At 25.1% G+C, this 19,758-nt stretch carries 16 protein-coding genes; 15 read left to right on the top strand and 1 reads right to left on the bottom strand.

The window, feature by feature from the left end; all coding sequences use genetic code 11:
• Positions 1–107: 107 nt before the first annotated feature.
• The 6 genes from yidA (at position 108) to BUB01_RS16580 (ending at position 6,692) form a co-directional block, all read left to right on the top strand.
• A complete protein-coding gene (gene yidA / locus BUB01_RS16605) occupies positions 108–917 on the top strand; it encodes a sugar-phosphatase (RefSeq protein WP_072990581.1) in 810 nt (269 codons plus the stop codon).
• 190 nt (positions 918–1,107) lie between these two features.
• Positions 1,108–3,687 carry a sigma 54-interacting transcriptional regulator gene (locus BUB01_RS16600; RefSeq protein WP_242958424.1) on the top strand — a complete coding sequence of 860 codons (2,580 nt, stop codon included), beginning with the start codon at positions 1,108–1,110 and terminating at the stop codon, positions 3,685–3,687.
• Positions 3,688–3,934: 247 nt separating this feature from the next.
• Entirely contained in the window at positions 3,935–4,564 is a 630-nt protein-coding gene (locus BUB01_RS16595; RefSeq protein ID WP_072990575.1) for a hypothetical protein, read from the top strand.
• Positions 4,565–4,648: 84 nt separating this feature from the next.
• Positions 4,649–4,975: a PTS sugar transporter subunit IIB gene (locus tag BUB01_RS16590; RefSeq protein ID WP_072990572.1), complete on the top strand. Its 327-nt coding sequence runs from the start codon at positions 4,649–4,651 to the stop codon at positions 4,973–4,975.
• 85 nt (positions 4,976–5,060) lie between these two features.
• The gene (locus BUB01_RS16585; RefSeq protein ID WP_072990569.1) at positions 5,061–6,350 is read left to right on the top strand and encodes a PTS sugar transporter subunit IIC; all 1,290 of its coding nucleotides are present in this window, start codon (positions 5,061–5,063) and stop codon (positions 6,348–6,350) included.
• Between the two features lie 24 nt (positions 6,351–6,374).
• Positions 6,375–6,692: a PTS lactose/cellobiose transporter subunit IIA gene (locus BUB01_RS16580; RefSeq protein ID WP_072990565.1), complete on the top strand. Its 318-nt coding sequence runs from the start codon at positions 6,375–6,377 to the stop codon at positions 6,690–6,692.
• A gap of 43 nt (positions 6,693–6,735) precedes the next feature.
• On the opposite strand, the gene BUB01_RS16575 is transcribed toward BUB01_RS16580, so the two are convergent.
• Positions 6,736–7,332 carry an AAA family ATPase gene (locus BUB01_RS16575; RefSeq protein ID WP_072990562.1) on the bottom strand — a complete coding sequence of 199 codons (597 nt, stop codon included), beginning with the start codon at positions 7,330–7,332 and terminating at the stop codon, positions 6,736–6,738.
• Positions 7,333–8,049: 717 nt separating this feature from the next.
• On the opposite strand from BUB01_RS16575, the gene BUB01_RS16570 reads away from it, so the two are divergent.
• The 9 genes from BUB01_RS16570 to BUB01_RS16530 all read left to right on the top strand — a co-directional run bounded on the left by BUB01_RS16570 (position 8,050) and on the right by BUB01_RS16530 (position 19,638).
• The gene (locus BUB01_RS16570; protein WP_072990558.1) at positions 8,050–9,906 is read left to right on the top strand and encodes a polysaccharide biosynthesis protein; all 1,857 of its coding nucleotides are present in this window, start codon (positions 8,050–8,052) and stop codon (positions 9,904–9,906) included.
• 47 nt (positions 9,907–9,953) lie between these two features.
• Complete coding sequence (locus BUB01_RS16565) at positions 9,954–11,147, top strand: DegT/DnrJ/EryC1/StrS family aminotransferase (RefSeq protein WP_072990554.1); 1,194 nt, start codon at positions 9,954–9,956, stop codon at positions 11,145–11,147.
• Positions 11,148–11,606: 459 nt separating this feature from the next.
• Positions 11,607–12,656 (top strand): glycosyltransferase family 2 protein, encoded by a 1,050-nt coding sequence (locus BUB01_RS16560; RefSeq protein ID WP_072990550.1) that lies wholly within the window; start codon positions 11,607–11,609, stop codon positions 12,654–12,656.
• Between the two features lie 27 nt (positions 12,657–12,683).
• A complete protein-coding gene (locus BUB01_RS16555; RefSeq protein ID WP_072990547.1) occupies positions 12,684–13,217 on the top strand; it encodes an acyltransferase in 534 nt (177 codons plus the stop codon).
• Between the two features lie 26 nt (positions 13,218–13,243).
• The gene (locus BUB01_RS16550) at positions 13,244–14,182 is read left to right on the top strand and encodes a glycosyltransferase (RefSeq protein ID WP_072990544.1); all 939 of its coding nucleotides are present in this window, start codon (positions 13,244–13,246) and stop codon (positions 14,180–14,182) included.
• Between the two features lie 46 nt (positions 14,183–14,228).
• Entirely contained in the window at positions 14,229–15,209 is a 981-nt protein-coding gene (locus BUB01_RS16545) for a glycosyltransferase family 2 protein (RefSeq protein ID WP_072990541.1), read from the top strand.
• A 718-nt stretch (positions 15,210–15,927) separates the two neighbouring features.
• The gene (locus BUB01_RS16540; protein WP_072990537.1) at positions 15,928–17,127 is read left to right on the top strand and encodes an O-antigen ligase family protein; all 1,200 of its coding nucleotides are present in this window, start codon (positions 15,928–15,930) and stop codon (positions 17,125–17,127) included.
• Positions 17,128–17,168: 41 nt separating this feature from the next.
• Positions 17,169–18,449 carry an oligosaccharide flippase family protein gene (locus BUB01_RS16535; RefSeq protein WP_072990534.1) on the top strand — a complete coding sequence of 427 codons (1,281 nt, stop codon included), beginning with the start codon at positions 17,169–17,171 and terminating at the stop codon, positions 18,447–18,449.
• Positions 18,421–19,638, top strand: a complete 1,218-nt coding sequence (locus BUB01_RS16530) for a CDP-glycerol glycerophosphotransferase family protein (protein WP_072990531.1) — start codon at positions 18,421–18,423, stop codon at positions 19,636–19,638. Before BUB01_RS16535 ends, BUB01_RS16530 begins: the two co-directional genes overlap by 29 nt.
• The last annotated feature ends 120 nt before the right edge of the window (positions 19,639–19,758 follow it).

The raw sequence follows: 19,758 nt of genomic DNA, 5'->3' as shown, positions 1-19,758 counted from the left end.
AGTAATGATATAATAATAAGTAAGGATTGAAATTTGAAACTGTTATAGTTATGTCTTTAGAAGAGATTTCAAGCCTAATATTTAAAATTTAAAAGTGGGGGATAAATATGTATAAGTTAATAGCCGTAGATATGGATGGTACTCTTTTAAAGGAAGATAAAACAATATCAGAAGCAACTGTAAAAGCTATAAATAAAGCAAGAGCAAAAGGCGTAAAAGTTGTTTTAGCATCAGGAAGACCAATAGAAGGTTTAAATAGATATTTAAATGAATTAGATTTAATAAGTGAAGAAGATTACGTATTGAGTTACAATGGAGCAGTAGTTCAAAATACAGCTACGAAAGAAATAATATCAAGAACGGTATTAAAAGGTAGCGATTTACATTATCTTCATAATTTAAGTAAAGAGTTAGGGGTTAATATTCATGCTTTTTCAACTGAACAAGGACTTATAACTCCAAAAATGAACAAATATACAGGGGTAGAATCTACAATAAATGGAGTTTCTGTTTTAGAAAGAGAATTTGAAAGTATAGATAATGAAGCAGAAATGATAAAAATAATGATTATAGATGAACCAGAAATATTAGAAGCAGCAATAGCTAAATTACCTAAAGAAGTATATGAAAAGTATACAGTGGTAAAAAGTGCTCCATATTTCCTAGAGTTTTTAGATAAAAGAGCAAACAAGGGAGAAGGAGTAAGAGCTTTAGCAAATCACTTAGGACTTACAAATGAACAAGTAATATGTATAGGGGATGCTGGAAATGATCTTCATATGATACAATTTGCAGGTCTTGGAGTAGCTATGGGAAATGCTTTTGAAGAAATAAAAGAAATAGCTGATTATATAACAAAAACAAATGAAGAAGATGGCGTAGCTTATGTTATAGAAAAGTTTGTAATAGCAAGTTAATGGATTTAGAAAAATAGATATACTAGGATAGAACTTAAGTATAATGCATTGAAATTTAAATTTTTTACTTATCAATGCATTATACTATTCATTTTATGTATGATTATTATATTTTAAAATATAAAGTTGTTTTGAATTGAATGATAAAAATAATAATGGGGAAAATACATAAATAAAGGAATGAATTGTAGTGGGACAAAAAGAAAAGATATATGATTTGTTAAAAAAGTTATATATAGAAAAAAAGCAAGGTGTGACAGCTGAAGAAATAGCAGAAATTATAGGTATAAATAGATCTAATATTAGTTCTTACTTGAATAAATTAAATGCTGATGGTAGGCTAAGAAAAATAAAATCAAGGCCAGTATATTTTATTCCTTCAGAAGAGGATAATGATATCAATAAAAACAATGAAAAAAACAAAGATATATTTACAACACTTATAGGAAAAACTCATAGTTTAAAGGAAGTTGTGGAAAAAGCTAAAGCAGCAATGTTGTACCCGCCATATGGGCTACATACTATAATATATGGTGAAACTGGAGTTGGAAAAAGTATGTTAGCTAAGTATATGTATGATTATTCTGTAAGCAAATGTATTAGAAAGGATAATTCTCCATTTATAACTTTTAATTGTGCAGATTATGCTAACAATCCTCAACTTTTAATGGCTAATATATTTGGGGTGGAGAAAGGTGCATATACTGGAGCGGAAAGTTCTAGAATAGGTTTGTTGGAAGCTGCAAATGGTGGGATATTATTTTTAGATGAAATACATAGATTACCTCCAGAAGGGCAAGAAATGCTATTTACTTTTATAGATAAAGGTGTTTTTAGAAAGATGGGGAATACAACAAGAGAAATAAAGTCTCAAGTTCTAATAATAGCAGCAACAACAGAAAATTTTCAATCAAGTTTACTAGATACATTCAATAGAAGAATACCTATGAAAATAGAAATACCTCCTCTTAGAAAAAGAAGCTTTGTAGAAAGAATAGAGCTTATAAAAAACTTTTTTAGAGCAGAAGCAACAAGAATAAATGTACCTATAAAAGTACATAGTCAAATTATAAATTCATTTTTACTTTATGAATGTAAAAATAATGTGGGGCAGCTACAAAGCGATATAAAATTGGCAGTAGCAAATGCATATTTAAATTATGTAACAAATAAAGAAAAATATTTAGATATTGTTTTAGGTCATTTTAATAGTAATATGAATGATTTAAAAGATAATTATAGAGAAAAATATAATGAACTTAAATCTTTAACTGTAAAAAATTTGGATTATTATATTTTTTATCCCTCATCACAAGAAAAAGCTTTTACAATAAAAGAAAGTAAGAATAATTTTTCTAAAATAAATATTGTAGAGAAACAAATAAAAGAAGAATTTTTTATAGAAAAATTATTTATAGATGAAAAATTTATAAGGGTTTGTAATGAAATAAAAAATATAATAATGGATGATCTTAATATAAACTTTAATGAATCACAATTTATTTCCTTAAGTATATATGTAAAAAATATAATAGATGGAAAAGAGAAAGCAATAAATTTAGATGTAAATAAAATAAGGCAGGAAAATAAAAATAAGTTTAAGACAGCTTTGAGGATAATTAACATAATAGAAAGTGAATATAATATATGTGTGTCATTAGAAGAGGTAGCATATATTACTTTATTTATAATTGATGATAAAGAGAATGAAGATAATAATATTGATTTGAATGTTAATATTATAGTTGCTATGCACGGTGATAATACTGCTACTAGTATGGTGAGAACTGTTAATAAAATATTAGGTAATAATGATAATTTATATGCTTTTGATATGAATTTAGATAAAAGCTACAATGAAATAGTTGAAGACTTTGAGAATTTAATAAATTGTTTAGAAAAGGAAAAGGATATAGTATTTTTTACAGATATGGGTTCGCTTAACTCATTTGATAAAATGATAACAAAATTTACAAGAGCAGATGTAAGGACTATACCTATGGTTACTACATTACTTGTTATAGAAGCTGTACAGAAAGCTAATATAGGACTTACATCATTAGAGATATATAATTCTATATTATATATTCAAAATTATAGTAGGTCATATAAAGAAGGATTATTTAAAGACATTACAAATAATATAATTATATTAGGTTATAAAAATGATGAAGATATAGATTTTAAAATAAGAGATATTTTAAAGAAAAAGCTATTGAGTTATATAGAAGATATAGAAATAATGTATTTACCATATAAAGATAGAAGGGATTTAATATTAAGTATTAAAAAGATAATGGATAATAATAATGTAATAGCATTAATAAATGAATTTGATGTCTGTCTTAAAGATGTCGATTATATACAAAAAGGGGATATAAGTAAAGAAGAGACTATAGAAACATTAAAGAATCTAATTAAGATAAGTAATGGTTATTATGATATAGCTGAAAGCTTAAAAGTATCATTGAAATATGTTAATTATGTAAGGGTGTTTAATGATATAAAATTTATAATAAATGATACTTTTAAAAAGTTAAAGGTAAAAAAGACTTATGATAAAATAATAGGACTCGCTATGCATATAGCATTTATGGTTGACGAGTTAGTAGGAAAAATAAGAGAATTTGAATCTGAAGATAGGATTATTGTTGATGATAAAATTATGATAGTAAAGAAAAATATTAACTTATTAGAAGAAAACTATAATATAAAAGTTAGTAACATTGAATGTTCTAAAATTTATGAGATGATAGTGGGGGAGAATTAAATTTTATAAGAAACAAGAATAAATTTAAGTTAGTTTAGTATTGAAGGTTTCTGTTTAATTTATAAAAGAAGTGTTTAAATATTTGAGGTAAATATTTAAACACTTCTTTTTATTTAAACACATTTCAATTAATTACTATGAAAAAGTAGTTTATTACTTGTTTTTTTAGGGATAAAGAGATTTTGGCATTAATATTGCTAATAAATAGAGTATAAACTAAAATATAAAATTTATGGAGGTATAAATAATGAATGATGAAGCAGTAAAAATTAAATTGGCTACAGATCCTTGGGCAAGGGTTAAAACAAGAAATGGATTAAATGCGGATGAAGTAATATCATCACTACAAAAATCTATAAGAAGGGGAATGGTTGAGGAGGCTTGTGAATATGCTTATGAATTATATATATCATCACCTCAACTAGAAGAAAAATTATGGAGAAGATTGATAACTATAACAGTTGAAGATATAGGAATGGGAGATGTAAATGCGCCTATTTTAATAAATAATTTAAGTCAAATGCGTAAACAATTTGAATATGCAGATGGAGATAGACCCATATATTTTATACATGCTATAAGGTACCTTTGTGCTTGTGAAAAGGATAGATCTAGTGATTTATTAAAAAATATAATAATAAAGGGATTTGCGATGGGAAAAGTACCTGAAATAATGGATGTCGCTTTAGATAAACATACTGCAAGAGGAATTGAAATGGGAAGAGATTCTTTTCATTTCTTACATGAAGCTAGTAAAGTGATACCACAATTAAAAGTAGATAATAACTACAAAAAACGTTATGAAGAAATTTTAAAAGTATACAGTCCAGAAAAATCAATAAAGACAGCTTTTAAGTTCAATGCATGGCAGGAGTAATTAAAAAATAGATTATGCTGGAGCTTAAAATAAGCTTCAGCATAATAATATAAATAAATTTTAAAAAAGGTAGGGAGTTTTGAAATGAATATTCTTTTAGTATGTGCAAATGGAGCATCAACAGGTGTATTAGTGGAAAAAATGAAAACGTTTTGTAAGGAGCATGAAAAGTTAAGAACAAAAGAAATAAAAATAGAAGCTACTTCAGTAGATAATTTAAGAGTTTATTTTGAGAGTAATAAAGTAGATGTAGTTTTAATAGGTCCTCAAATAAGATTTAAAGAAGATGAAATAAAGAATATATCTAAACCTTACACTGAATTAGTTCAAGTTATAAATACTCAAGATTATGGAAGAATGGATGCTGTAGCAGTTATGAAAACTGCTATAAAATTATACAGAAACAGATAAAATTTTATTTAGGGCATATTCAAAAAAATACTAGACTAATCTACTCGTCTATTTTGTATCATATGTCTAAAAGGGGGAACTTCAAATGAATAGTATACAGGAAAAACTTAAAAAATGGTTGGTTCCAATAGCTAATAAAATAGAAGGTCAAGTGCATATACAAGCCATGAAAGAAGGTATGATTTGTATAACTCCAATCATAATAGTTGGCTCAATAAGTCTTTTATTTATAGCATTAAGTAACTTACTACCAAGTTGTGTATTTAAAAGTTTTTTGAATAATAATATGGGGGTGTTCCTATTTCCAAATAATTTTACTATGGGGATAATATCCATATATTCGGCGTTTTTTATTGCATATTCCTTAGCTAAAAAATACGGATTAAGTGCAGTAGAAGCGGGAATAACTGCTATAATATCACAATTTATAGTTTGTGGTGATATTTCAGAAGGAGCTATAAAAAGTGGATATTTGGATGCTCAAGGTTTATTTGTAAGTATATTGGTAGCATTTATAGTTGTAGAGATTATTAGATTATTAAACAGAAAAAATATGGTTTTAAAATTTCCTAAAGAAGTACCAAGTATAGTAAGCAAAAGTTTTAATAATTTAATTCCAATGATAATTTGTGTAATAGTATTTAATACTTTAGCTGTAGTAACTAAAAATTTAACGGGGCAGCCTATACCTAAGCTTATAATGAATTTTTTGGCACCAGCCATAAATAGTTTAGATAGCCTTGCAGCAGTTATGATTATACTATTAATAACACAGTTATTATGGTTTTTTGGATTACATGGAGCTGCAATAACATCAAGTATATGGATGCCAATAGCAACAAGTTATATGGCACAAAATGCTACAGCTATAGCTAGTGGCGGTCAACCAACTCATATATTTACAATAGGATTTTATTATAGTGTATTACAAGTAACGGGATCAGGAATTACTATAGGTTTAGTAATATTAATGATGAGGAGCAAAGCTAAAAGTTTTAGTAATATGGGAAAAGTGGCATTTATACCATCAATATTTGGTATTAATGAACCAGTTATTTTTGGAACACCAATAGTTATGAATCCATATATGTTTATACCTTTTGTTTTTGGACCTGTTATTTTAGGAGGAATAAATTATTTAATGTTCTCTAGTAGAATTATAGGAATACCAGTAGCTGAACCGCCAGGTTTTTTACCACCAGGGGTTGGAGCTTTTATAATGACTTTAGATTGGAAGGCAATAGTAGTAGTATTTTCAAGTATAATATTAATGACGTTTGTATATTATCCATTTTTTAAAGTAATGGAAAGAGAAGAATTAAAGAAAGAAAAAGAATTAAAAAAAGATTTAGAAGATGACAATTTTGATTTTTAGAGAGAAGAGGTATTAATTGTAGATATGAAATTAGAAGAAAAAGTATTTGGAATAATAGCAGAAGCAGGAGATGCAAAAAGTGATATTATGTATTCATTAAAAAAAATTAAAGAAGGAAATTACAATGAGGCGAGGACGCTAATAAGTCAATCATCTAAAAAATTAGAAAGTGCATCTAAAATTCATATTGAATTATTATCAGAGGCAATGAATAGTAAGGATGAAAATACAAATTTTTTAGTTGTGCATTCAGAAGATCATTATTCTAATGCGGTATTTGCACAATCATTAGTTAGTGAATTGATAGATATATTCGAGATTATTGATCCAAGAAATAAATAAAATAGTCAAACAAGCTATCTGTTATGATAGCTTGTTTGATTGTTTATTGCTTATTAGACTTTTTTACAGTTGGTATGATTTTTTCTTTAGCTAGTCCCATAATAGAAATAATCTTATCAGATCTTTCCTTAGTAGCACCAGTTATAGTAGTATAGTTTACATGTTCACTTTCAAGGAATTGTAATATAGCTTGGTCTACTGCTTTAGCTATATCTTCATCTTGCCATCTAACGCCATCTTTTTCATAACCAAATTCTCTAGGCACAAAAAAGATATGATCGTATTTTTGAAGATCCTTAAGTGCTAAATGATACAGATCTTTAAGTATTTCAATTTCCTTTTGAGTTCTATGTCTTTTTCCAAGCATAAAGCGTCCATATATGTAAGGTACAAAAGTAGCATAGTCAGTTATAGCGTAATCAAATTCATTTAAGCTCTCTTCAAGACGAAGTTGTCCTAAATATATACCGTATTGCTCAGCAATACTTTCAATCATGCCCTTTTCCTTTAAGTACTCTGTGCTATATTCTGTCGCAGCACCAACACTTAATCCTCTTATTTTTAAATCAACATAAAGTTGTTGAATTAAAGTAGTTTTTCCACATCTTGGTCCACCAAGTATTGCAACTCTAACTGGCATAAGTTAAACCCCCGCGTTAAATAAAATAGTTTTAAAGTTAAGTTTGTATTCGAATATGTGACTTTTTTATGTATAAATATGCTTAAGTAAAAACTAAATAAGCATATTTATTATAACAACTTAGAGTTTATAATTCAATTATTTGAGATATAATAGTTTGCTAAATAAAGTTATATAATTTAAACTTAATTTTATTAAATATCATAAATGCATTTTTGAATATAATTATATTGGCGAAAAAAGCAATATATTTAATTATATTGACAGTTAAGGTAATAATTTTATATTAAATTTATATAAAAAATTCGACAATTTTTAATGTTAAATAGGTAAAAAATTCAAAAAAATATTGTATTTATAAAATATAAATATATAAAATTTTACGAAATAAAATCTTATATATTTGATGACTAAATAAAACCTATATTTCTAAAGTTTTTATAATTATATTCGAAAAAAACATATAAAATAGTAAAAATATAGATTGGTTAATATGGAAGTAACTTTGATTAAGTGAAAAAATTAAGATATAATGTATGAGTGTTAATATAAAATGAATAAATTTAAAAATATTTAACTAATATTGTAAAATAAAAAGATAAACAATAATTATTTTAATTACGAAGATGTTAATATTTTAACATAAAATTTATTTGCTTAAGTAATATATACATATTTAAAACCAATATCGGTTATTAATTTGGAGGTGAGATATGGATGAATAGAAAATATTTTAAGGTTTTGCATGTTATTATAGATATTGGAATTATATTATTTTCATATTTAATAGCTTTTAGTTTAAGGTTTGAAAGCAATGTTATACAACAATATTTTGGATTAGTTAAGGAACAGTTGCCTATTGTAATTTTAATTTATTTAATTTCATTTTATTTATTTAGACTATATGAAAGTTTATGGACGTTTGCAAGTATAGAAGAAGTATTATTAGGGGTGGCAGGGTGTATATCAGGAACAATTGTGAGTTTAATATTCAGTTTGCTTTTACCAATTAGAATACCAATACAAGTTACTATAATAGCCGGTATGCTCAATATATTATTTATAGTAGGGTATAGAATGTCTTTTAGAATTTATGGAAGACTAAATATTAATTTGTCTATGAAGAATTCTAAAGATGGTAAAAAAGTGCTTATAGTAGGAGCTGGATGGGGCGGTGATATGGTACTTAGAGAAATAAAGAGACATCCAGAATTAAATTATAATCCTGTAGGGTTTATAGATGATAGTACATATAAAATTGGAAGCACATTTTCAGGAATTAGGGTGCTTGGTAATAGATATAATATTGAAGAAATTGTTAAGGGTTTAGGTATAGAGATTATAATTATAGCTATACCCACTCTAGAAGGTGAATCTAAAAAAGAATTAATAAAATTGTGTAACAATACGAAGGTTAAGGTTAAACTTATGCCAGGTGTGTACGAGCTAATGGATAATAAGGTTAATTTAAATAAGATGAGAGATGTTGATCTTAAGGATTTATTAGGAAGAGAAGAAGTAAAGCTAGAGCATAATGGTATATCGGAATACCTAACTAATAAAGTTGTTTTAGTAACTGGAGGTGGGGGATCGATTGGGTCAGAGCTATGTAGGCAAATAGCGAGATTTAATCCCAAGGAACTCTTGATTTTAGATATCTATGAAAATAACGCATATGATATTCAAAATGAGCTTTTAAGAAAGTACCCAGAATTAAATCAAAAGGTATTTATAGCTTCAGTAAGAGACAGAAGAAGGCTAGAACAAATATTTAAAGATTATAAGCCCGAGGTAGTATTTCATGCTGCAGCACACAAACATGTGCCTTTAATGGAATTTAATCCTACAGAAGCTATTAAAAATAATGTTTTTGGTACTTTAAATGTAGCAGAATGTGCTAATAGTTTTGGAGTTAATAGATTTGTATTAATATCAACAGATAAAGCAGTAAATCCTACTAATATAATGGGGGCTACTAAGAGAATTTGTGAAATGATAATACAAGCTATAGATAAAATAAGTAAAACAGAATATGTAGCAGTTCGTTTTGGAAATGTACTTGGAAGTAACGGTTCAGTAATACCGTTGTTCAAAAAGCAAATAGCAGAAGGTGGCCCTGTGACATTAACACATAAGAACATAACAAGATACTTTATGCTTATACCAGAGGCTGCACAACTTGTACTTCAAGCGGGTGCTTATGCTAAAGGTGGAGAAATATTTGTGTTGGATATGGGCAAGCCAGTTAAAATATATGACTTAGCAAAAGACTTAATAAGGCTTTCAGGATATGAACCTAATGTGGATATGAAAATAGAAGTAACTGGATTAAGACCTGGAGAAAAGCTTTATGAAGAATTATTAATGGCTGAAGAAGGCTTACAAAACACTGTTCATGAGAAAATATTTATTGGAAGACCTATGGTTATTAATTTTAAAGAGCTTAAAGAAAACTTTGAACAGTTACAAGAATTTGTTGAAAAAGAAGATGCAAAAGGTATTGTTGAAAAGGTTGAAGAGATAGTGCCTACTTATAAGAAAAATGAATTAGAAGAGATTGCAGCAACGAAATAGATAAAATGAAAATTAATATATAGTTAAAATGAATGGAGAATGAATATATGAGAATACCTTTTTCGCCACCAGATATAACACAAGATGAAATTAATGAAGTAATAGAAGTTTTAAAATCAGGATGGATTACTACTGGGAGAAAGGCAAAATTATTTGAAGAAAAAATTGCAAAATATTGTAACACAGATAGGGCGGTTACAATGAATTCAGCTACAGCATGTTTGGAGATGACTTTAAGATTACTTGGGATTGGTGAAGGCGATGAAGTTATTACATCGGCTTATACATATACAGCTTCAGCAAGTGTTATTCATCATGTAGGAGCAAAGATTGTATTGGTGGATTCGGGAGAAAATTCTTTTCATATTGATTATGATGCAATTGCAGATGCAATTACAGAGAGAACTAAGGCTATTATTCCAGTTGATATTGCAGGGGTAATGTGCGATTATGATAAGATTTTTGAAGTGGTAAATAATAAAAAAGATTTGTTTATTCCTAAGAATGATATTCAAAAGGCAATTGGTAGAATAGCTATTATAGCAGATGCGGCACATTCATTTGGAGCAAGTTATAAAGGAAAAATGAGTGGAGAAGTAGCAGATTTTACAAGTTTTTCATTTCATGCAGTAAAAAATCTTACAACAGCAGAAGGTGGAGCAGTTGTTTGGAGAAATATTAAGGGTATTGATAATGAAGATATATATAAAAGTTATATGATTTTATCACTACATGGACAAACTAAGGATGCACTTTCAAAAACTAAATTAGGTGCATGGGAATATGATATATTAGAACCAGCTTATAAATGTAATATGACTGACATAATGGCAGCTATAGGTATTGTGCAATTACAAAGATATCAAAGTATACTTAATAAAAGGAAAGAAATAATTTTAAAATATGATGAGTGTTTTTATGAAAATGAAAATATTAGCACATTGAAACATTTTACAAATGAATATGAATCAAGCGGACATTTGTATTTGGTTAGATTAATTGATAAGAATGAAGAAGATAGAAATAATATTATAGAACTTATGGCTAATAAGGGAGTGGCAACGAACGTTCATTATAAACCATTACCAATGTTAACAGCTTATAAAAGATTAGGTTTTGATATTAATGATTATCCTAATGCTGTGGCTATGTATAAGAATGAAATTACTTTGCCTCTTAATACTTTGCTTAATAATGAAAATGTAGAATATGTTATAAAGTGTTTGAAAGAATTTCTTTAATATTAATTAAATTAGTTTGTGAAGTATATAGGGGAGTTTTTAGTATTACAGTTAGAGAAAAATAGAGCTTTAAGAAGTTTAGAAAATGAAGAAGGTGTTTTTTTAAAATATGTATAAATTATCATAATTTATTAATAATTTTCTAGTAGATATGGGTTTTATGGGTTTGAAGCAAGTAATTTCTAAGTATATAGAATTAATTATACGGTGGATGCCAATAAATTGTGCTTAATATAAGATATGGAATTATATATTTTGCATCTATAAAATATAGAAATTAGAATATAATTCTTACATAATGTGAAAATCTATAACAAGTTCATATAGAAGAGACTATGGCAAGGAAAGTTGAACTTAACATAAAATATATAGAAAAGTTTGAGTATTGGTTATGATAGAAATTTAATTTTAAAAACATTGTATTCATATTGAAAAATAATAATTTTTAGGGAGGGTTTCATGTTAGTTTCATTTATTATAATAGCTTATAATGCTGGAGAAAAACTTAATGAACTTTTAGAGGATATAAAAAAACAGGATTATAATCATGAAAATATTGAAATTATATTAGTTGATGGAATTTCAGAAGATAATACGAGAAAAGTAATGGAAAAATTTAAAGGAGCATCAAATGATTTTTCACGTATATGTGTTTTAGATAATTATAAAAGGACATTACCTTGTGGATGGAATATTGCGTTAAAAGAAAGCAGGGGAGATATTATATTAAGGGTAGATGCGCATACTTCTATACCTAAAGATTTTATAAAAAATAATGTGAAGTGTATTGAGGAAAATGAAAAAATATGTGGTGGGAGAGTACAGAGTATTGTAGAAACTAAAAGTAATTGGGGAAGAACATTATTATTGGCTGAAAATTCTGCATTTGGTGGAGGTGTAGCTCAATTTAGAAGGAGTTGCGAAAAAAGGTATGTGAAAACAATAGCTTTTGCGGCATATAAAAAAGAAGTCTTTGAAAAAGTTGGATTGTATGACGAACGACTTGTCAGAACTGAGGACAATGAGATGCATTATAGAATGAAAAAGGCAGGATATAAATTTCTTTTGGATCCTAAAATATATTCATTTAGATATTCACGAAATACATTTTCGAAATTATTAAAACAGAAATATTCAAATGGATATTGGATTGGTTTAACAATGGGTGTATGTCCGAAGTGCTTTTCTATTTATCACCTTGTGCCACTTGTATTTTTTATATTTATAATTATTACTACCATTATGTTATTGAATGGTATAAAAACACCTGCTATTATTTTATGGTCAATGTACTGTTTTGCAGCTATAGGTATGAGTATTTTATCTACAATAAAAGAGAAATTTTGTGTTTATTTTATTAGCTTACCAATTTTGTTTTTTTTAATTCATTTGTATTATGGCTTTGGAACATTTATAGGATTAATTAAGACACCAATTTGGTTACTCCATAATAAAATAAAAACGGTAACTACAAACACAATTGAAAGTGAAAGCAATATAACGTTATAAAATATAATATTAAATTATGGAGGAATTATGACATTTTTAAAGTATTGGATTGCAAAGTTTATTTACATATTAACAGGTAGAAATATGAATTATATGATAAGATTTTTTAGAAAAAGTGGAATGTTTATAGGACAAAATTGTAATATTTATTCTAATATAATAACATCGGAATCATATTTAATTACAATCAATGACAATGTTACTATTTCTAATGATGTTCAATTAATTACTCATGATAATAGTATTTGTAAGGTATGCTCTAAATATACTGATATATTTGGCGAAATTATAATAGGTAAAAACTGCTTTATAGGTGCTAGGGTCACTATTCTTCCGGGAATTTCATTAGCAGATGATATTATTGTTGGTTCAGGGAGTGTTGTAACTAAAAGCTTTAATGAAAAAGGAATTATTATTGGCGGAAATCCTGCTAAAAAAATAGGCACAATTGAAGAGTATCTTGATAAAAATAAAGGATATGGAGTTAATATAGAAGGAATGTCTTATTCTGAAAAAAAATATATGATAGATAGTAATAAAAGCAAACTTATAAAAAAATAATAATATGTTATACAAGGAGAAATGTGATGGATCTAAGTATTATTATTCCTGTTTTTAATGTGGAAGAATATTTGGAAAATTGTTTAAATTCGATTTATTCTATTGAGGGAATTAATAAGGAAATTATTATTGTAAATGATGGATCAACTGATGGAAGTCAAAAAATTATAGATACATATAAAAATAGGTATCCTGAAGAAACAAAGGTAATAATACAACAAAATAAGGGACTTTCCGGTGCAAGAAATGCAGGATTAGATTTGGCTAAAGGAAAGTATATATCTTTTATAGATAGTGATGATTACATAGACTGGAAAAAATATTATGAATTATTTGAAAATGGTAAAGAAGAAGATTTAGACATAATATTTGGAGAATTGAAATATCTTGGAGATGATGGTGCTTATATTACAAAAGATATGGAAAGAAGGAGAAAAAAGTTATCAAAATTAAATATATGTACAGGGATTGATTTTTGGGAAAAGAGTTTTGAAAAAAATAATGATTCTATTAGAGTTGAAGTTGTTACGAATTTTTATAAAAGAGAGATGCTGCAGAATAATAAATTATTTTTTAAGGAAGGGTTATTACATGAAGATACCCTGTTTATGTTTATGACTATATTTTATGCTAAAAAAGTTAAATACTTTCCAATAGATTTTTATTTTTATAGAATAAGAGAAGGATCTATAATGAGTGCATTAAATTATAAAAATTGTATACATAAAATGTATATAGCAGGACAACTTCAAGAATTTAAAGAAAAAAATAATATTAATTTGTATAGTTGGGATAGTATAATATTTGCACTTTATTTTGGTGCAGTAAGAAAATATAAAGTGAAAAATACCGAATTATATGATAAAATAAGATTGAATAATAAACTAACCAATAAGTGTAAAATAAAGAAATGTATAATAAAATTTTTAAATTTTAAGTTGAAAAATATTACAATAAAAATATAGATATGATAATAAAAAAGTTATCAAGAAATGGAAAGGAATAAAGAAAATGCCCCAAGTTACAGTTATAGTTCCATGTTATAACTCATATCATTTAATGAAAAATTGTTTGAAGTCGTTAGAAAATCAAACTTTTAAGGAATTTGAAGTTATATTTATAGATGATTGTTCAACGGATCAAACATATAATTTATTATTAAAATATTTAGAAAAATCCTCATTAATATATCAATTAATAAAAAATGATAAAAATAGTGGTCCAGGTGTATCTCGTAATAAAGGAATAAAAATTGCCAATGGGGATTATATTTCATTTATGGATAGTGATGATTGGTATGAATTGGATTATTTGGAAAACATGTATAACGATGCTATTAATGAAGATTTAGATATTGTTATGTGTGATTATTTTAGAGTTTATGACAATGGAAAAAAGAAGGCTATGAGTCCAACAAGAAATTTGAAAAATAGCCTTAGTAAAAAAGAGTTTTTAGCATATTCCTTTGATTCTTTATGTTGCATGTTAATTAATAAAAAATTATTTGATAATCTTCTTATACCTGCTAAATTTAATGCAGAAGATGTTGCTATAATTCCAGTTTTGTTATCTAAGTCTAAAAAAAATGGAATTATTTCTAAAAATTTATATAATTATTATTATAGAATTAATTCACTTTCAAATAACAAACCAAAAAATAATTGTATTGTGAATTCTATTTTAGATGCATATGAATATATTAATCAAAATATAAATAAAGATTTTAAGAAAGAAATAGAATTTATAGGTATAAAAATAGTTATGTATGGAGCTATATTAAATGGGATACAAAGTGATTTCAAAGAAAATGAATTAGATTTAATTATCAAAGAGTTTACAAGAATTTATCCTAATTGGTATAAAAATGAATATATTAAGACTCTTCCTAAGTCTAAACAAATATTTTTGTTTTTTGTTAAAAATGAAAGCTATTTAAATCTAAAAATATTAAATTATATTAGAAGTATATTATTTAATATTAAAATTGCTTAATATAATTTATAAATTATTAATTTTAAAATTATGTTATAAATTAAATAAATTCAATAAAAGAAATAGGATAAATAAATATATATATTTAATAATACATATTTTTCTATGAAAAAATCTTGCAATTTAAATCAAAATTTAAATAATAAATTATTTTAACTGAATAAATTTTAGTAATATAGTTTATGAGTTGAGTGAAAATTATATAGAACATAATAATTAAGAAGTGTTAAAAAATATTTAAATAAGTATTTAAGCTTTTTAATGATAAGTATTATTTTATGAATTTAAGATATAAACAAAATAAAAGTTCTAAATATATAATTAATATATCAAAAAGCAGAAACTATTTAAAGTATAGATAAGTGTATATTAGCTATAATATTTATCAGATTTTAAGGCAATATAATAAAAAAATTATGTTAAATAATATAATTTAAGTTGAAAGATTATTTAGTAGCCATAAGTTATATTTAATAACAATATTTAAACTTAAAATAATAGTTTTATTTAATTGTTAATATTATTTTTATAAATTTTATAAAGAAAATAATTTAGTTGAAGTTTAATAAAAAAATTATGATATAAGAAATAGAATAAGATTATCTAGTTTTACTTCTGCTTTTATACCAAAAATAAATATGCCAGATTTTGATATTTCAATTGATAAATAATTTCAAATAAAAAATATAATAAAATTTTTTAATAATTAGGAGTGAAAATGTTAAATAATCAATTAAACGATAATCATATTAATAAGAAAAGTATTCCGATAAGTATTACTACTTGTTTTTTATGCTTAACTATATTATTTGTTTTTAAATGTAATGATCAGTTTTTTAATTTAGGTAAATATTATATTCTTCCTATAGCTACTATAATAGTAGGTTGTTTTCAGATGATATTTATGTTGGTAAAAGGAAAAATAAAATTAAGAATTGAACATTATTGTATAATATTCATACTATTATATATCACTTTTATTACATATATTCTTCAATTACCTTCAAAATTTGATACTGTAATGAGTTATTACATGTTATTTTTATTATTATTTGTTATGTCAATAGTTGAATTTAAACCCAAAGAAATAAAAATTATTAATATATCATATATTTTTTCAGGTTTGATATTTGCAATAATTTTGTTAAAACAAATGCAAGCTCCATACCCAGGTGTTACTAGATATTCTGTTTTTTATTCAGAAATAAATTTTTATGATAGTAATTTTTTAGCTGCATACATGTTTTTACCTTCTTTATTAGCTTTTAACAAGGGTATTATTTCTAAGAAAAAAACAAAACAATTATTATATTATATAATTGCAGCTATAATATCTCTTGCAATATTATTAACAGGTTCAAGAGCTGGAGTTGTTGCGTTATTTTTAGGAATAATTATGCTTCTTTGTAAAGATAATAAGAAATTTATAATAAAAATAATTATAATAGGAATAATAATTTTTATTATATATGAATTAATTCCTGAAGAATTAATTCAAAGGTTTTTTATGGAAAGTTATAATGATGGAAGTAATCAAAAAAGACTTTTAGATTGGAATTATGGGTGGGAGACATTTAAAACTAGTCCTTTTTGGGGTACTGGAATGATATGGACAATAGATGCTATCAGTAGTCGTATTATGGTTGATTATACAGTACATAATACTATTATTGGCTTTATGATGCAATTTGGAATAATTGGGTTTATACCAATAATAATACTTTTTGTAAATTTATTCAAAGAATTTTTAAATAAAAGTTTAAGTATTATGCTTATTTCTTTAATTGGATTAATGTTTCTTATAATAATGATAGAAGCACAAAGTTCTATAGTATTGTTTTTTCCATTTATATTTATGTATATTATTTTAAATTTCAAAAAAAATAATAATAATGTATTATTAACAGAAATATTATAAGATTCAAAAAGGATGAAAAATACATATTTGAGGAGACTTAAATGAAAAAAAATAAAGAAATCAAAACATTATTTTCTAATACAATAATGTTATATATTATGCAAATATCAGGATATATATTTCCATTACTAACTTTTCCATATTTGACAAGAGTATTAGGTCCTGAAAAATATGGAATAGTGGTTTTTGTTAATGCAACTATGGTTTATTTTCAAATGAGTGTTGATTTTGGATTTTTATTATCAGCTACAAAAGAATGTTCTTTATATAGAAATAATAAGAAAAAATTGGGTAAAATATTAACTTCTGTGATACAGTCTAAATTAATATTATGGTTATTTGGATTAATAATAATTATGCTTCTAATATCGAATATAAAAATATTTAAGGATAAAGAGTTATTTTTATTATTATCATATATACCTATTGCGTTAAGTATATTTATTCCAGATTTTTTGTTCAGAGGACTTGAAGAGATGGAAAAAATAACAATGACAACTATTATTTCTAGAGCTTTATATACTGTATCAATATTTATTTTTGTAAAAAATTCAGAACAATATATTTATATTCCTATATTAACAGCTGTTTCTAATATAGCAGTGATAATAATAATGTGGATAATTATATTTAAAAAGTTAAAAATCAAAGTGAATTTATCAACTATTAATGAATGTATAATAGTTTTAAAAGAATCATCAATATTTTTTTTATCACGTATAGCATCTACTATATATGGGGCTAGTAATACTTTTATATTAGGATTTAATTATAATAATAGTGCACTTGCACAATTTGGATCAGCAAATTCGCTTATAGGAAGTGTTAAAAGTTTAATTAGTCCTATTGCAGATAGTTTATATCCATATATGATAAAACAAAAAAATTATAAGTTTATAAAAAAAATAATAATAATATTAACACCTCTAATATGTATAGGAGTTTTAATATTGTATATATTTGCCAAACCAATAGTGCTTTTATTATGTGGGAAAGAATATGTCCAAGCTGTTCCTATTTTTAGAGTAATGTTACCAATGGTTGTTATTGCTTTACCATCATATATTTTAGGCTTTCCTGTTCTTGGAGCAATGGGAAAAGTAAAAGAAGCTAATATGTCAGTTGTATATGCTTCAATTTTTCATATTATAGGATTAGTTTTTTTAATGTTTATTAATAAATTAACTTTTATAATAATATCTATATTGACATGTATAACTGAAACAATAGTATTAATTTTAAGAGTATTCTATATAATAAAAGCTAAAAACAATAGGGAGATAGTTAATATATATGAAGAATTATCTGAAAAAAGTATTTAATAACAATAATTTATTATATACAATGTTATCAAATATTTATCATAAATTTATAACCTTTTTATATTATTTATTAAGAATTTTCAGAATAAAATCTGAGAAAATTGTATTTTGTAGTTATTATGGAAATGGATATTCTGATAATGCCAAATACATAGCTCAAGAAATTATAAATCAAAAATTGAAATATGATATGGTTTGGTTATTGAGAAAAGAATTAATTAATGATAATGATATTCCAAAAGAAATACGAATAGTTAAATATGGATCTTTAAGAGCAATTTACGAAATGGTTACAGCAGGTATCTGGATTGATAATGCGAGGAAGGAATATTATGTAAGGAAGAGAGCGAAACAATATTATATTCAAACATGGCATGGTACACCATTGAAAAAAATAGAGAAGGATGCAGGAAAAAAATTAACAGATAATTATCACAAAAATTCAATATATGATTCTAAAAATATTAATTTGTTATTATCAGGAAATGAATATTCAACAAGAATATTAAAGAATTGTTTTTGGTATGATGGAAAAATATTAGAATCAGGTATGCCTAGAAATGATATATTTTATGATGACTATAATATTATTAATAAAAAAGTTAAAAATATATTAGGATTAAAAAATGAAAAAATTATATTTTTTGCACCTACATTTAGGAATGATATTGAAAAAAATGGATTAAATCAACTTGAAGAACTTAATATAAAATCACTTTTAATTGAATTTGAGAAATATTATCTTAATGACTGTATTTTATTAGTAAGATTTCATCCTAATGTAGCAAATAAAATAAATTTGCAAGAATTGGAATGTAGGTACGGAAATAAAATTTTAAATGTATCTGAATATCCTGATATGCAAGAACTGTTAAGTATATCGGATGTACTAATTACTGATTATTCATCTGCATTTTTCGATTTTTCATTATTAAAGAGGCCTATATTTTTGTTTATGCAAGACTATGATGAATATAAAGAAGAACGAGGTGTTTATTTAGATATTAATGACATTCCATTATATATTGTAAAATCATCTAGTGAATTATTAGAGGGAATAAAAAGTATGAATGAAGAAGAGATGATAAAAAGAAGTGAAAAATTTCTTGAGTATTTAGGTAACAAGGAACGGGGAGTAGCAACATTGGAGGTTATTAATTGGATAAATAAGGTTATCTGCAATGGATAATTATTCGAATGAAAAATTAATTTTAGATAAAAAGATGCAAGTCCATGATTAGAGATTATCAAGCTATAAAAAGATTCAGTTTGTAAAAAGTAATAAATGAAATAATTGTTAAAGATAATT

This window comes from Clostridium cavendishii DSM 21758 (genome assembly GCF_900141845.1).
Taxonomy (GTDB): domain Bacteria; phylum Bacillota; class Clostridia; order Clostridiales; family Clostridiaceae; genus Clostridium_AG; species Clostridium_AG cavendishii.
Note: the sequence above shows the minus strand (reverse complement) of the source record. Positions and strands in the feature narration are given on the sequence as shown.